Source organism: Thermococcus sp. CX2, assembly GCF_012027555.1.
Lineage (GTDB): Archaea > Methanobacteriota_B > Thermococci > Thermococcales > Thermococcaceae > Thermococcus.
Window position 1 is genome coordinate 468,270 of sequence record NZ_SNUQ01000002.1, and the last position, 15,408, is coordinate 483,677.

Consider the following 15,408-nt stretch of genomic DNA (forward strand, 5'->3'; position numbering starts at 1 on the left):
GAAGAACAGAAAAGGGGAAAGGTTCACTCTATCGCAACCTTCGCGAAGGTGGTGAAGTTATCTGCGTCGGTCCACTCCTCTCCAGGCGCTCTGTCATGAATGCTCGGGTCGTCTGGGAGGCTGTCAACTGCTGAGTCCCCAGCCCCCTGACCGGTCACGTAGGCTACAATGTATATCTCGGAGGGCTTTCCTCCAAGGGCCTTCCACGGAATGGCTATCTCGAGAGTCTGTAGTCCGTTCTCAGCGCCGCCGGTGTAAGCGTAGAAGCCCGTCCACTTGAGGTCGTTGTATATCCAGGAGCTTCCGTTCCAGAGGACGAGCTGGGCGCTGGTTATGTTGCTGGTTCCCCTGTCGCCGAAGAACTCTCCGTTCCAGAAGAAGTACAGCTGGGCGTCGATGCCCCTGCTGAAGCTCATCTTCTTGGCCCATGAATCCTGACCGGTCGTGTAGCCGCCCTCCTTATAGTCCAGCGAGATGCCATAGGCGACTCTCCAGGAGGCCTTGTTCTCCGTGGTGAGCGCTATGTAGAGGAACTGGTCGTCGTAGTCCACGTAGAGCGCCTTGAGGTTCGCACCGTCCTGGCCGAAGCCGGTAGTGTCCTCCGCAACTGGCTCGACGCTCCAGTCGTCGAGGTTGCCGTCTATGGTCTTGGTGAGGTTCTTGGCGAGCTCTTCCATCTCTCCCTGCTTCTCCAGCTCGCCGCTCTTTGCCTTTTCGAGCATGGCCTCGAGGTCCCTCACCATTTTCTTGAGGCCCGTGTAAGAGCGGTATATCTTGAGCGAGGCGCTGAAGGCGTAGTTCGGCAGGTCTATCGTGGACTTGCCCTCATTGTAAAGCTTCAACAGGTCCATCAGCTCGGAATCGTACTGCTCGAGCTTCTTCCGCATGTCATCCGTTAGCGGCATGTTCCTGAGCTCGTTGGCGAGCTCCTGGTAGCGGGCGTAGTCCCTCTCGAAATTCCTTATGCCATAGAACTTGTTGATCATGACGAAGGTGTTCTGGTACTGGATGAGCCTCTGCACCTTGACACTAACAAGGCCAGCGCTCTCGATGATGTTATCCATGGTTATGCGGACGAAGTAGTCCGGGATGTTGTCCACCAGCTCCTGGGTGGTGGTTGGCTCGAGGGTAATGGTGTCAACGATATCGCTGTTGCCGTCGTTGGCGAATGGGTCTCCGAAGTTCCAGACGGCCGGGCCATAGCTGAAGCCGGTGGCAACCTGGAAGTTGAAGTTCCTCGCACCCTCAAAGACGCTCAGGGGAACTCTCACTTCTACGGTGTTCTTGGTGAGGTCAACTCCAACAAGAGCCCCGTCCACGGGGATAACGTTTCCTTCGGGGTCAACGAAGTAGAGCAGCGAAGTAACGCTGTTGCCGGCTGAAGCCACGGCCTGCTCCTGGCCAACGTATTCGCTTCCGCCAAGGTTCACCGCCATCTGGATGTCCCATGCTATGACAGTGTTGGTGTCCATCTCACCGGCGAACCAGTATGCACCGCCGTCCTTGTAGTCTATCGGAACCGCTATGAAGGTCGCGCCGTTGTCTCCTATCTTGATGTTGCTCATGTCCGCGAACTTGAAGAGGAAGTAAACGTACCTGTCGTCTTTGGTTACGCCAACCTCTGTGAGATCGGCGTGCGATGAGCTTCCTCCCGGCAGGTATGGGTCCTTATCATGCCTCTGGTCATCGACGGGGTCACTCCAGATGAAGAATCCGTTCTGGACGGTGTATGAATTGGGTTCAAGGGTAACCGCCAGCCAGTCATTGGGGTTTCCGTCAACGTCGATGTTGCCGACCCATACAACGTCAACGCTCATGGTGAACTCGTTGTTGTCCTCGTTTGCCTCGGCTATGGCGTTCTCCTCGTCAACGACGGCCCTTATGGTGTAAGTTCCGGTAGCGTTGGGCGTCCAGTTGAAGAGGAACCACTTCTCCTCTCCTGCTCCGAGGTCGGTCGTCCAGTTGGCGTAGAGGTTTCCGTCGATGTAGACCTTGACCGTCGCTCCAGTCACGGGCAGGGAGCCCTCGTTCTTGACCGTAACGTTGTAGTTGCCCATCCTGTTGAGGCCAACCACGCCGGGTCCGGTGATGCTGACGGCCAGGTCCGGCATGAGGAACCACTCGCCGACGAGCAGGTTGGTGAAGGTGTCGGTGTCTCCCCATTCTCCTCCGATGTTGGTGTAGTCTATTGCCGGGTCAACGGGGAGGGAATCAACCGCGCTTCCACCACTTCCAGTAACCCAGGCCATTATTGCGAACTTTGAGCGCTTTCCTCCGAGGGCGCTCCACGGTATTGCTATCTCAAGCGTCTGGAGACCAGTGGAAGTGCCCCCTGTGTAAGCGAAGCTTCCACCAACGCCGCTTATGCTGTTGTAAGTCCAACCACTTCCGGTCCATGTGTTAAAGTTGTCGGTACCCATTCCAGTGTTCCAGCCCCACCAGAAGTAGATTTCGTAATCAATCGCGTACCCGGCTCCAAACTCCACGCTCCTACCCCAGGAGTCTCCACCGGTGGTGTATCCGTTTCCGGTTCCTGGATCAACGTCAATGCCAATACCGTAAGCGACGTCCCAGCTTGCAGTATTGTTGGTCTTAATGGCTATGTAGAGGTAGGTGTCATCCCAGGAAACGTACATCCTGTCAAGATTGGCTCCGGCTTGGCCGTTGTCCTGGCCAATGACCACAAGATCCGAGGGGCCCCAGTCGCTGAGGTTGCCGTCTATGGTCTTGGGGGCGACGTAGATTTCGGCGAGGTTGGTGAATGTATCTGCGTCTCCCCATTCGTTCCCGATGTTGGTGTAGTCTATCGCAGGATCCACCGGGAGGCTGTCAACTGCCGAACCGCCGCTTCCAGTCACCCAGGCGATAATTGCTACCTTGTCCGGCTTTCCTCCGAGTGCCGTCCAGGGGATTTTAATCTCGAGGATTTGGAGACCAGTGGAAGTGTCCCCCGTATAAGCGAAGCTTCCGCCGATGCTGCTTATGCTGTTGTAGTTCCATCCGCTTCCTGTCCAGGTGTTGAAGTTGTCCGTGCCCATGCCGCTATCCCAGCCCCACCAGAAGTAGATTTCGTAATCAATCGCGTAGCCGTTTCCGAAGCTTATACTCCTGCCCCAGGAGTCACTGGTTCCGTTGTAGCCGTTTCCGGTCCCGGGGTCAACGTCAATGCCTATTCCGTAAGCCACGTCCCAGCTCTGGGTGTTGCCCGTTTTTATAGCAATGTAGAGATAGTTCTCGTCCCAGGCAACGTACATCCTACTTAGATTTGCGCCGGCCTGGCCATTGTCTTGGCCAACGGTTATGAGGTCCGACGGCGTCCAGTCGCTTAAGTCACCGTCGATTATCTTCGTTCCGTACATGGCGCTTACCATTTTAGTTGCTGGAACTAAACTTAAAAAAAGCAAAACCACCATCAAAATTCCAAGGCCTTTCCTCATAGGATTCACCTCTGGTGATATCTGTTCACCATTGATGATACCTGTGCATAAAATATTTATATACCTTTCCCGATATCACCGGTAGTGATAATGATTTTGGGGGTGCATCGATGGTCAATTTCATCTTTGGAATACACAACCATCAGCCTCTCGGCAACTTCGGATGGGTGTTTGAGAGTGCTTACGATCGCTCCTATCGCCCGTTTATGGAGATTCTCGAGGAGTATCCAGGAATGAAAGTCGCAGTCCACATAAGCGGCCCCTTGCTGGAGTGGCTTGATAAGAACAAGCCGGAGTACATTGACCTCCTCCGCTCGCTGGTGAGGAAGGGCCAGCTTGAGATAGTCGTGGCAGGTTTTTATGAACCAGTCCTTGCTGCCATCCCGAAAGAAGACCGTATAGAGCAGATTAAGCTCCTCAAGGACTTTGCGAAAAAGCTCGGCTACGACGCCAAGGGCGTATGGCTCACGGAAAGGGTCTGGCAGCCGGAGCTGGTTAAGAGCCTCCGCGAGGCGGGGATAGAGTACGTCATAGTTGACGACTACCACTTCATGAGCGCGGGTCTGTCGAAGGAGGAGCTCTTTTGGCCGTATTACACAGAGGACGGTGGTGAGGTCATAGCGGTCTTCCCGATAGACGAGAAGCTCCGCTACCTCATCCCCTTCAGACCGGTGGAGAAAACGCTTGAGTACCTCCACAGCCTTGAGGACGGAGACGAGAGCAAGGTTGCGGTCTTCCACGACGACGGCGAGAAGTTCGGCGTCTGGCCTGGAACCTACGAGTGGGTCTACAAGAAGGGCTGGCTCAGGGAGTTCTTCGACAGGGTTTCGAGCGACGAGAGGATAGACCTGATGCTCTATTCAGAGTACCTCCGGCGTTTCAAGCCGAAAGGTCTGGTATACCTACCAATCGCTTCATACTTCGAGATGAGCGAGTGGTCACTTCCAGCGAAACAGGCCAAGCTCTTCGTCGAGTTTGTGGAGAGGCTGAAGGAGCGCGGCCAGTTCGAGAAGTACCGCGTCTTCGTCAGGGGTGGCATCTGGAAGAACTTCTTCTTCAAGTACCCGGAGAGCAACTACATGCACAAGAGGATGCTCATGGTTAGCAAGCTTGTTAGGGACAATCCGGAGGCGAGGAAGTTTATCTTCAAAGCTCAGTGCAACGATGCCTACTGGCACGGCATCTTCGGCGGTGTTTATCTTCCCCACCTGAGGAGGACAGTCTGGGAGAACATAATAAGGGCCCAGAGCTACGTTTCCACTGGAAACCTCGTGAAGGATATAGATTTCGATGGCAGGGAAGAGGTTCTCCTGGAGAACGATGGGTTCATAGCCGTCTTCAAGCCCCCCTACGGTGGAGCGCTCTTTGAGCTCAGCTCCAAGAGAAAAGCTGTGAACTACAACGACGTTTTGGCGAGGAGATGGGAGCACTACCACGAGGTTCCAGAGGCGGCTACGCCTGAGGAAGGGGGTGACGAAGGAGTTGCTAGCATACACGAGCTCGGAAAGAAGATACCCGACGAGATAAAGCGCGAGCTTGCCTACGACAGTCACCTCAGGGCCATCCTGCAGGACCACTTCCTGCCCGCTGAAACGAGCCTCGACGACTACAGGCTCGTGCGCTACACCGAGCTTGGAGACTTCATCGATAAGCCCTACGAGTTCGAGCTTGGAGGTGGCGCAGTAAAGCTCTGGCGCGATGGAAACGTTGCCGGGAGACCTGTGAGGGTCGAGAAAACGGTAAAGCTGACCGAGGACGGCTTCGTTGCCGAGTACTACGTGAAGAGCGAGGCCAGAGCGCTGTTCGGCGTCGAGCTGAACTTGGCCGTCCACAGTGTCGTGGAGGAGCCGGATGAATTCGAGGCCAATAAGATAGAGGTGAACGACCCATACGGCATCGGAAGGGTCATCCTGGAGCTGGACAGGTCTGCTTTAGTGTGGAAGTTCCCGATAAAGACCCTTTCCCAGAGCGAGGCCGGCTGGGACTTCATCCAGCAGGGCGTCAGCTATACGGTGCTCTTCCCGGTTGATGGAGAGCTGAGGTTCAGGCTCCGCTTTAAGGAGTTGTGAGAGGCCTCAGCTAGGGAGGCCCTCATCACCCATCAGGGCCCGAAAGGCTCACCTCATCGGCCCTTGCCGTTAATCTTTTCTTACCCTGAAGTCCAGCGGCTCCTCGAGGCGCCAGAAGCGGCAGAATGAACACACCTCACCGCTCGACGGCATGCCGCAGACCTTGCACTCCCTCAGCTCTACCTCTTCAAGCTCGGCCTCGAAGATGTGCTTTTTCCTCAGGTAGCCCTTCACGAAGTTTATCTTGGTTCCCGGTCTCTTCTCCTCCATCTCGTTGAGGACTTCCTTGAACTCAAGTGTTGTGGCTCCGCGAGCGTGCGGGCACTCCTCAATGTGATACTCTATGCCGTTGGCAAGTGCATAGGCAACAACTTCTCTCTCGGTGAGTTCGTAAAGGGGCTTAATTTTCTTCACGAATTTGCCCTCGCCGGGGGTTAGCGGCCCCTGCTTGGCCAAATACTGCGTGTTCCAGTGCATCATGTTGGAGAATATGAAGCTCGCCTCATCGTCGAGGTTGTGGCCTGTGGCGACTGCATCGAAGCCGTTGTCGTAGGCGAACTTGTTGAAGATGTAGCGCTTCGTTAAGCCGCAGTAGGAGCATGTGGGTCTTCTCGTCCTCACTTCGCCAATTCCATGACCCAAGAGCTCCCTGACACGGACAATATGGAGGGGAGCGCCTATCATCTCGCACTGCCTTTTGGCGTACTCCTCGCTCTTCTCCGAGTACTCGCCTATGCCGAGGTTTATATACAGACACTCTATATCGTAGCCGAGTTTTTTCAGCACGTAAGCGGTAACGGCTGAATCCTTTCCGCCGCTCACAACGACAAGAACCCTCTCATCGGGCTTCAGCAGCTTGTACCTCTCTATGGTGCGCTTAACCTTTCTCTCGAAGTACTCGGTGAAGTGCTCCGGGCAGAGGTACATCTTTGGGTAGTGGAGCTTGATGAAGGCTGGCTTCTCGCAGAACTTGCATCTCATCGGCATTCTCTCTCACCAAAGCGGGAAAAGAAGGAGGAGGTTAAAAAGCTACCTCTAATCCTACATGGCCTCTATCACGTGTCTCCAGTTGCCTGGCTTTCTGAAGTCCTTCTCCGTGTAGAGGCCCTCCTTCTTGAGTATGCCCCTCGCCGCCAAGAGGCCGGTCGCAGCGGCATTGACGATGTCCCTGCTCAGGCCCGCACCATCTCCAGCGGCGAATATGCCCTCGATGCTCGTCTCGAGGTTCTCATCAACCTCGGCACGCATGGCGTAGTACTTAATCTCCGGGGCGTAGAGAAGGGTGTGGTCGCTTGCGACTCCTGGAATCACCTTGTCGAGCCTGTCCAATCCTTCAAGGATGTTGGTAACGACACGATGGGGCAAAGCCATCGCTATGTCTCCGGGGGTGACGTGCTTTAATGTCGGCTCGACGTCGCTTCTCTTTATCCTGCTCCATGTGCTCCTCCTACCGCGCCTCAAGTCGCCGAGCCTCTGGAGGAGCGGCTTTCCTCCACCTATGGTCGTTGCTAACTGTGCTATGCTCTTTCCGTAGGCGGTGGTGTCCTCCACGGGTTCCGTCAGTTCAATCCTGGAGAGAAAAGCGAAGTTGGTGTTGTTGCTCTTCTTGTCGCGCATCGAGTGGCCGTTCACTCCAACGTAGCCATCGTAGCGCTCTTCGACGACGAAGCCGTTCGGGTTGGTGCAGAAGGTTCTCACGAAGTCGTCGTAGGTGTCGGTGTAGATGTGGAACTTGGGGTCGTGGTTGATGCTCGTTATCGGCTCCATCACTATCGCCGGAACTTCAACACGAACACCGACGTCAATCGGACCGTGCTTTGCCTTCAGCCCTATTCTCTGCGCAACGTCGTGGAACCAGTCTGCACCTCCTCTTCCAGGAGCAACGATGATGTACCTGGCCTTTATTGTGAAGATGTCCCTTCCACGCCTCACCCTGACCCAGCCCTGACCGAACTCCAATGCCTTTGTCCAGAGGAGGAATTCGACGCCCCTACCTTCAAGGTGCTTCTTTATGCTTCCGATGACTGCTGGAGTGTGATCGGAACCGATATGTCTCTGGATTATAGGGACGAACTTAACACCGGCCTGGGCGGCTCTCCTCTCCCATGCCCTTATCTGCTCTGGGTTGCCCTTGTAGAGGTTCTTGGGTGCACCGTGTTTGAGGAAAATCTGGTCTACCTCCCAGACGAGCTGCCAGGAGTAGTTCTCATCGTTTGTTAGCTCGGTTAAATCACCGCCTATGTCCGGTCTGAGATTTATTGTTCCATCGCTTAAACCACCTGCCCCACCGATGCCGCTCATGATGTGGCAGGGCTGGCAGCCAATGCAGTAGCCCAGCTCGTACATTGGACAGACGCGCTGGTCGATGTCACCGCCCTCGTCGATTATCAAAACCTTAAAATCACTCCTTTCAGCCAGCTCGTAGGCCGCAAAAAGGCCAGCCGGTCCGGCTCCAAGAATAACGACGTCGTACTCCTTTCCAGAAACCATATTTCCCTTGTCGAGGTTTGGGACAATTTCCTTAAAAACTTTTTGGCAAATTTTTGGTGAGTTTTTCCAGATTATTGGCAATTTTTTGACAATTTTATTTAAAACTCTTCCCGAAACCTTTAAACACAATTGGGCAGTAGCAATATTCCAGTGAGAATATGCTTGAGGATAAATCAACCGCCGCCAAGGCGAAGAAGATTATGATAATCCACAGCAAGAGGAAGCTCCTCCACATCAAGCGCAAGACGGAGCTGAGCCACAATATCCGCTACGTGGAGAAGGTTCCCGTCAAGATAGTTATGGACAAAGAGTTTCTCAAGGTTCATCCCAGCGATTCCCTCATAACCCTTATTGAGAACATGGGTGAGGAGGAGAGCTCTGCCGTTGTTGTGGACGACGAGGACAGGTTAATCGGCTTCATAACCATGAAGGACATATTACATTTTCTCCATCCGCCGAGGAGGCACTCCATAGTGGGCCTTGGATTGCTAAAGAGGTATTCCGTGAACAGAACCACCAGGGTAGAGGACATAATGGTGACCAAGCCGATAACCGTTGATGTAAACGACAACCTCGGCCACGCGATAAGGCTGATGATTGAGACGGGCAAGCATCATTTACCGGTCGTCGATGATGAGGGGAGAGTTCACGGCCTCCTTGAAGTCAAGGACATAATCCGGCTCATCCGCCTAGTGTCCCTGTAATCGAGCGATGGGGGATTAAAATGGACGTCTTCCTAGAGATCGCGGTTATACTGATAACGGCAAAGCTCTCTGGCTACCTCAGTTCACGCCTCGGCCTTCCAGCTGCATTAGGTCAGATAATCGGTGGCATAATCCTGGGCCCATCGCTGCTGGATTTCGTTACCTACGACGAGGGCGTCAAGCTAATAGCCGATTTGGGAGTGATAATGCTTCTGTTCTTAGCGGGCCTCGAAACAGATGTTGATGAGTTCAAGAACGTTGGCTTGCCGGCTTTTCTCATAGCCTCCCTGGGCGTCGCGATTCCCTTCCTGTTCGGCTACGCTATCGCTATTAAGTGGGGCTATCCCCAGATGCAGGCCCTCTTCCTCGGTGGAGTCATGACCGCGACGAGCGTCAGCCTAACGGCCAACGTTCTGATGGAGCTCAAAAAGCTGCGCACCCGCGTTGGTGCGGCGATTTTGGCCGCTGCCGTTGTTGACGATGTCCTGGGCATAATAATCCTGACCATCCTCGTGGCCGTCAACACAAAGGGAACCGTCTATGTCCAAGACATAGGGATAATACTCGCTGAGATAGCGGCGTTTTTTATCATAAGCGCTCTCCTTGGCCGGGAAGCGGTGAAAAGGCTCCTCAGGACGTCCCACAAGATAAATCTCCCCGAAACGGTCACCACCGTGGCGATGGCCATAATGCTCGTCTTCGCATATTTGGCCAAACACTTCCAGATAGCGGCAATAACAGGGGCCTACCTGGCTGGAATCCTCGTCGCTGGAAGTGATGACGCTAGAAAGATAACGGACAAGATAGTTACCATCGGCTACGCCTTTTTCATCCCCATCTTCCTCGTCGGCGTCGGTGCCGAAACTAACGTCAGGGTCGTTTTCGCCGCGGGAATCTTCGCCTTCATCTACTCCTTCCTCGCAGTGTTGGGTAAGGTCCTTGGCTGCAGTGTCGGGGCGCTCCTCTCGAAGTTCAATCCGAAAGAGGCCCTCCAGATAGGAATTGGAATGATTCCGAGGATGGAGGTCGGCTTAATCATGGCCAACATAGGTCTGGCTGAGGGTGTCCTCGACAGGGGGGCATTCTCGATAGCCATAGCGATGGTCATGGCAACAACCCTCGTGACGCCACCCCTTCTTAAATGGGCCTTCGCGAAGGATTAGCTCAGCCAACCGAGTGCTCTTCATCCTTCCGTCAGTGCCGGTCTCATCATCGCGTGCACACTTTAGGGCATAGGTTTATAAAATCCTTGCCGGAGGAAAGGCTATGAGTGAGTTCACGGCGATACTGAGTTCGGCCCTCTTCATGCTCATCATGATAGACCCAAGCGATAAGGTACTCCTGGTTAGTCTGCTGCGTGAAGACTTCCACATAGAGGATATAAGAGCCCTAATCGTTAGGGCCAACCTCATAGGATTTCTTCTCCTCCTCCTATTCGCGGTTTCCGGCCAGATAATCCTCCAGGAGATTTTCCACATAGACCTCAACGCTCTCCGTGTCGCTGGAGGCTTTGTTCTCTTCAAGATAGGTCTTGAGGCCCTTGAGAGCGGTGGAATGATAACCCTCAAGAAGGAGAAAAACATCCTTGCTCTGGCTGCCGTACCTGTGGCTACCCCGTTGATAGCCGGCCCAGCGGCTATAACAACGGCAATAACCCTCACAGCCGAGAAGGGAATCTACCACGCCACCGCTGCTATATTCATTGCTATACTCCTTACAGCCCTCGTGATGTTCCTTACCCTATACGTTATCAAGAACATCAGCAAAACAACGCTCGGTGTCTTCATCAGGATAATCGGTATGTTCACGATGGCCATTGGAGCGCAGATGATGGTTCAGGGCGTGGTGGGGATATACATCATGATGACCGCCCCCTGAGGTTTGTCATTTAAGGGGAATTGGTAGGTAATCTTTTAACCCCCTTCCTACTTTCTCAACCAGAGGGAGGGTTTGAAATGAGAATTGAGAAGGTCAAGGGGACGCGAGATCTTTTGCCAGAGGAGATGGCGAAGAGGAGATGGGTCTTTGAGAGGATAAGAGACGTCTTCGAGCGCTACAACTTTCACGAGATACTCACACCGACTTTCGAATACACCGCCCTCTTTCAGCTGAGGAGCGGTGAGGAGGTTGTGGAGCAGCTCTACGCCTTCGAGGACAAGGGCGGCAGGAACCTCTCACTGAGGCCTGACATGACGTCGAGCGTAGCGCGCTTATTCGTCAACCAGTTCCAGAACGCACCAAAGCCGGTGAAGTGGTACTACATCGCCAACATGTTCAGGTACGAAGAACCCCAGAGCGGCCGCTATAGGGAGTTCTGGCAGGCTGGAGTCGAGCTCATCGGTAGCGACAAGGTCGAGGCCGACGCTGAGGTCATAGCCCTCCTCGTCGAGAGCTACCTTGCGACAGGCCTCAGGGAGTTCACCGTCAACATCGGCGACCGCATTCTGCTCGACGAGTTCGCGAAGATGCTCGGCGTTAGTGATGACGTTGGTTTGATGAGGCTCATCGACAAGAAGGACAAGATGAGCAGGGAAGACTTCATAGGATCTCTGAGAGAGTTCGGTCTAAGCGACGAGGGCATCGAGAAGGTTCTGGCGCTGATAGAGATAAAAGGAAAGCCTGACGAGGTTCTCCCGAAGGCGGAGGAGCTCTTCACGAGCGAGAAGGCGAGGGAGGAAATAAAGCGCCTCTACGAGCTTGTGGAGCTCCTCAAGGCTTACGGCGTCTACGACTTCGTACTCATAGATCTCGGCATAGCCAGGGGCTTCGACTACTACACGAGCGTCGTCTTTGAGGCGATAGCGCCGAACGACCTCGGGATAGGCTCGATAGGTGGCGGCGGCCGCTACGACAACCTCATAGAGGTCTTCGGCGGAAAGCCAACTCCAGCGACGGGCTTTGCCATCGGAATAGAGCGCCTCATACCAATCCTCGAAAGCAAGGGCCTGATTCCAGAACCGAAGCTCAGGCCAGACGTCTACGTGGTTCCAATAGGCAAAGATCTTGAGCTCAGGGCGAAGGCCATCGAAATAGCTCAGAACCTGAGGAAGAAGGGCATCACGGCCGACTACGACCTCATGGGCAGGAAGCTCAAGAAGGCTCTAGACTATGCGGGAAGGCTCGACGTGCCGATAGTTGTCCTCGTTGGAAAGAAGGATCTCGCAGAGGGCAGGGTAACGGTCAGGGACATGGTCACGGGCGAGCAGATAGCCGTTAAAATTGAAAGGGTCTCGGAAGAGCTCTCGCGGCTTCTCAGGGGGTAAACCCTCACTTTCTCTTTACCTCGAATTTATTCGCCGTTCTCTTCATTCTCCACTCTTCGAGCTTTCTGACGAAGGGGCAGCGGGAGCGCCACTTCCAGTAGGCCCTCTTCAGCGACTCCATCATCTTCACCACGAAAATGTTGGTGGAGTGAGTTTAAAGCCTTAGCGGATGCTCCGGAAGTAGCTGATGAGCTCCCCTGCTAGCTCCTCGGAGACTATTTTCATGTGAACCCCATGGTTCCAGTAGATTAACCTTAAGTGTGGGCAAGTGTTAAAACCATAGAGCACCAAGGGTATTGGGATGATGACTCTGGAGCCCCCTGATCGGTGAGGAGGTTTCGCGGGGCTGACCGCAATGATAAAGCACTGGCTGTGTAAAGACCTCTACGAAGAGATATGTAGGCTGGAGCGCTCCCTTCAAGAGCTCGAGGAGCAGATAATAGAGCTCCGAATGCAACTCAACATGAAGGTGGACGAGGCCAACCGTCTGGCTGTAGAGAACGCCAGCCTGAGGCACAAGCTTGAGATGATGGAGCGCCGTGAGGAGCGCCTCAGGGAGTTTCTCAGGAAGATTAAGGTGCCCCTTGTCATAGTGGATGAGGAACAGTTCGAGGACGTTGACGTTGATTTGGAGGCTGATTTGAAGGACTAACAAAAACCTTAATTAGCCTCCCGCTCCTTTTTACTTCAAACTTAAAAAGAGGTGATGCTCATGAGCATGGACATGACCACGAGAATGTTCAAGGAAGAGGGGTGGATGAGGAAGACCTGTAAAGTCTGCGGAAAACCCTTCTGGACGCTCGACCCCGATAGAGAAACCTGCGGAGACCCGCCGTGCGACGAGTATGAGTTCATCGGAAAGCCGGGTATTCCGAAGAAGTACACCCTCGACGAGATGCGCGAAAAGTTCCTGAGCTTCTTCGAGAAGCACGGTCACGGCAGGGTGAAGCGCTATCCCATTCTGCCGAGATGGAGAGACGACGTTCTCCTCGTTGGTGCTTCAATTATGGACTTCCAGCCCTGGGTCATAAGCGGTGAAGCCGATCCTCCAGCCAATCCGCTCACCATCTCACAGCCCTCAATAAGGTTTACGGACATAGACAACGTCGGAATAACCGGCAGGCACTTCACGATATTCGAAATGATGGCTCACCACGCATTCAACTATCCCGGCAAGCCGATATACTGGATGGACGAGACTGTTGAGCTGGCCTTTGAGTTCTTCACCAAGGAGCTCGGCATGAAGGCCGAGGACATAACCTTCAAGGAGAACCCGTGGGCTGGCGGTGGAAACGCCGGACCGGCTTTCGAGGTCCTCTACCGCGGTCTTGAGGTTGCTACCCTCGTGTTCATGCAGTACAAGAAGGCCCCAGAGAACGCGGATCCGAGCCAGGTGGTCGAGATAAAGGGCGACAAGTACGTCCCCATGGAGACGAGAGTAGTTGATACCGGCTACGGCCTCGAGCGCTTAGTCTGGATGAGTCACGGTACTCCTACAGCTTATGACGCTGTCCTCGGTTACGTCGTCGAGCCTCTCAAGAGGATGGCGGGGATAGAGAGGATAGACGAGAGAATCCTGATAGAGAACTCCCGTTTAGCCGGAATGTTCGACATCGAGGATATGGGCGACCTCAAGGCCCTTCGTCAAGAGGTTGCCAAGCGCGTTGGAATAAGCATGGAAGAGCTCGAGAGATCGATAAGGCCCTACGAGCTCATCTACGCCATAGCTGATCACACTAAGGCCCTTACCTTCATGCTGGCGGATGGAGTTATTCCCTCGAACGTCAAGGCCGGCTATTTGGCCAGACTCCTCATAAGGAAGAGCATAAGGCACCTCCGCGAGCTCGGTCTGGAGGTTCCGCTGGCGGAGATAGTCGCGATGCACATAAAGGAGCTCTCCCCGACCTACCCTGAGTTCAAGGAGATGGAGGACGTCATCCTCGACATCATAAACGTCGAGGAGAAGCGCTACTTCGATACCCTCAGGCGCGGAAGCGACCTCGTGAAGAGGGAGATAGAGAAGCTCAAGAAAAAGGGAATAGAGGAGCTCCCGCTGGAGAGGCTCATACTGTTCTACGAAAGCCACGGGCTTACGCCAGAGATAGTCGCCGAGATAGCCGAAAGAGAAGGCATCAAGGTTCACATTCCGGACAACTTCTACACCCTCGTCGCCAAAGAGGCCGAGAAGCAGACTAAGAAAGAGGAGAAGAAGGTCGAGATAGTCGACTTCGAGCTCGTTAAGGACCTCCCGGATACGAGGACGCTCTACTACGAGGACCCCTTCATGAGGGAGTTCGAGGCGAAGGTTCTGAAGGTCATCAACGATTGGGTCATTTTGGACCAGACGGCATTCTACCCGGAGGGCGGTGGACAGCCCTACGATACGGGTGAGCTCAATGGCGTTAAGGTTCTTGATGTCCAGAAGGTCGGCAAGGTAATCCTTCACCGCGTTGAGAGGCCTGAGGAGTTCAAGGAGGGCATGACTGTCCACGGAAAGCTCGACTGGGCTAGGAGGATACAGCACATGCGCCACCACACTGGTACCCACGTTCTCATGGGCGCCCTCGTTAGAGTTCTCGGAAAGCACGTCTGGCAGAGCGGAAGCCAGCTCCACACTGATTGGGCCCGCTTGGACATAGCCCACTACAAGCGCATAACGGAGGAGGAGCTCAGGGAGATAGAGCGCCTCGCCAACAGAGTGGTCATGGAGAACAGGAAGGTCACCTGGGAGTGGCTCCCGAGGACCGAGGCCGAGATGAAGTACGGCTTCAGGCTCTATCAGGGCGGTGTCGTTCCTGGACGGGAAATCAGGGTGCTCAAAATAGAGGACTGGGACGTCCAGGCCTGTGGTGGTACGCACCTACCGAACACCGGCTTGATAGGCCCGATTAAGATACTCCGCACTGAGAGGATACAGGATGGTGTTGAGAGAATAATCTTCGCCGCGGGAGAGGCCGCCGTAAACTGGATGCAGGAGACTGAGAGGATACTCAAGAAGGCCAGTGAGATCTTCCGCGTTCCACCGGAGAAGCTGCCAGAGACTGCGGAGAGGTTCTTCAACGAGTGGAAGGAGGCAAGGAAGGAAGTCGAGAAGCTCAGGAAGGAGCTGGCCAAGCTCCTCGTTTACGAGCTCGAAGGAAAGGCCGAGAAGGTTGGAGAAATTGAGTTCATCGGGGCAGTTGTTGAAGGAACCATCAACGACCTGAGGGAGGCAGCGAACAAGCTCCGCAAAGAAAAGCGCGTCGTGGTTCTGATAAGCAGGGAGGGCCACTTCGTGGTTGCCGTAGGGGATGGCATCGACATCAAAGCTGGAGAGCTGGCGAAGGTGATTACCTCCGTAGCCGGCGGCGGCGGTGGAGGAAAGAAGGAGCTCGCTCAAGGCAAGATAAAGAACGTCCTTAAGGCAGAAGAGGCCATAGCCGAGGTGAAGAAGCGCCTCGGCTGA

11 protein-coding genes are annotated in these 15,408 nt (G+C 54.3%); 7 read left to right on the plus strand and 4 right to left on the minus strand.

Annotation, left to right across the window (positions count from 1 at the left end):
* Window positions 1–23: 23 nt before the first annotated feature.
* The gene (locus tag E3E23_RS06775) at window positions 24–3,437 is read right to left on the minus strand and encodes a CARDB domain-containing protein (RefSeq protein ID WP_167907370.1); all 3,414 of its coding nucleotides are present in this window, start codon (window positions 3,435–3,437) and stop codon (window positions 24–26) included.
* A 110-nt stretch (window positions 3,438–3,547) separates the two neighbouring features.
* Between E3E23_RS06775 and E3E23_RS06780 the strand changes: the two genes are divergently transcribed.
* Window positions 3,548–5,506 (plus strand): alpha-amylase/4-alpha-glucanotransferase domain-containing protein, encoded by a 1,959-nt coding sequence (locus E3E23_RS06780; protein WP_167907371.1) that lies wholly within the window; start codon window positions 3,548–3,550, stop codon window positions 5,504–5,506.
* A 69-nt stretch (window positions 5,507–5,575) separates the two neighbouring features.
* Here E3E23_RS06780 and E3E23_RS06785 read toward each other — a convergent pair whose 3' ends face one another.
* Complete coding sequence (locus tag E3E23_RS06785; RefSeq protein WP_167907538.1) at window positions 5,576–6,487, minus strand: TIGR00269 family protein; 912 nt, start codon at window positions 6,485–6,487, stop codon at window positions 5,576–5,578.
* Window positions 6,488–6,547: 60 nt separating this feature from the next.
* Window positions 6,548–7,996, minus strand: a complete 1,449-nt coding sequence (locus E3E23_RS06790) for an NAD(P)/FAD-dependent oxidoreductase (protein WP_167907372.1) — start codon at window positions 7,994–7,996, stop codon at window positions 6,548–6,550.
* A 158-nt stretch (window positions 7,997–8,154) separates the two neighbouring features.
* Here E3E23_RS06790 and E3E23_RS06795 point away from each other — a divergent pair, with 158 nt between their 5' ends.
* The 4 genes from E3E23_RS06795 to hisS all read left to right on the plus strand — a co-directional run bounded on the left by E3E23_RS06795 (window position 8,155) and on the right by hisS (window position 11,963).
* On the plus strand, window positions 8,155–8,700 hold the full coding sequence (locus tag E3E23_RS06795) for an HPP family protein (RefSeq protein WP_167907373.1): 546 nt from the start codon (window positions 8,155–8,157) through the stop codon (window positions 8,698–8,700).
* A 20-nt stretch (window positions 8,701–8,720) separates the two neighbouring features.
* Entirely contained in the window at window positions 8,721–9,863 is a 1,143-nt protein-coding gene (locus E3E23_RS06800; protein WP_167907374.1) for a cation:proton antiporter, read from the plus strand.
* Between the two features lie 103 nt (window positions 9,864–9,966).
* Entirely contained in the window at window positions 9,967–10,578 is a 612-nt protein-coding gene (locus tag E3E23_RS06805) for a MarC family protein (RefSeq protein ID WP_167907375.1), read from the plus strand.
* Between the two features lie 77 nt (window positions 10,579–10,655).
* Entirely contained in the window at window positions 10,656–11,963 is a 1,308-nt protein-coding gene (gene hisS, locus E3E23_RS06810; protein ID WP_167907376.1) for a histidine--tRNA ligase, read from the plus strand.
* Between the two features lie 4 nt (window positions 11,964–11,967).
* On the opposite strand, the gene E3E23_RS10075 is transcribed toward hisS, so the two are convergent.
* The gene (locus E3E23_RS10075; protein WP_256366234.1) at window positions 11,968–12,093 is read right to left on the minus strand and encodes a hypothetical protein; all 126 of its coding nucleotides are present in this window, start codon (window positions 12,091–12,093) and stop codon (window positions 11,968–11,970) included.
* A gap of 225 nt (window positions 12,094–12,318) precedes the next feature.
* On the opposite strand from E3E23_RS10075, the gene E3E23_RS06815 reads away from it, so the two are divergent.
* The gene (locus E3E23_RS06815) at window positions 12,319–12,615 is read left to right on the plus strand and encodes a hypothetical protein (RefSeq protein WP_167907377.1); all 297 of its coding nucleotides are present in this window, start codon (window positions 12,319–12,321) and stop codon (window positions 12,613–12,615) included.
* 60 nt (window positions 12,616–12,675) lie between these two features.
* Complete coding sequence (gene alaS / locus E3E23_RS06820; protein WP_167907539.1) at window positions 12,676–15,408, plus strand: alanine--tRNA ligase; 2,733 nt, start codon at window positions 12,676–12,678, stop codon at window positions 15,406–15,408.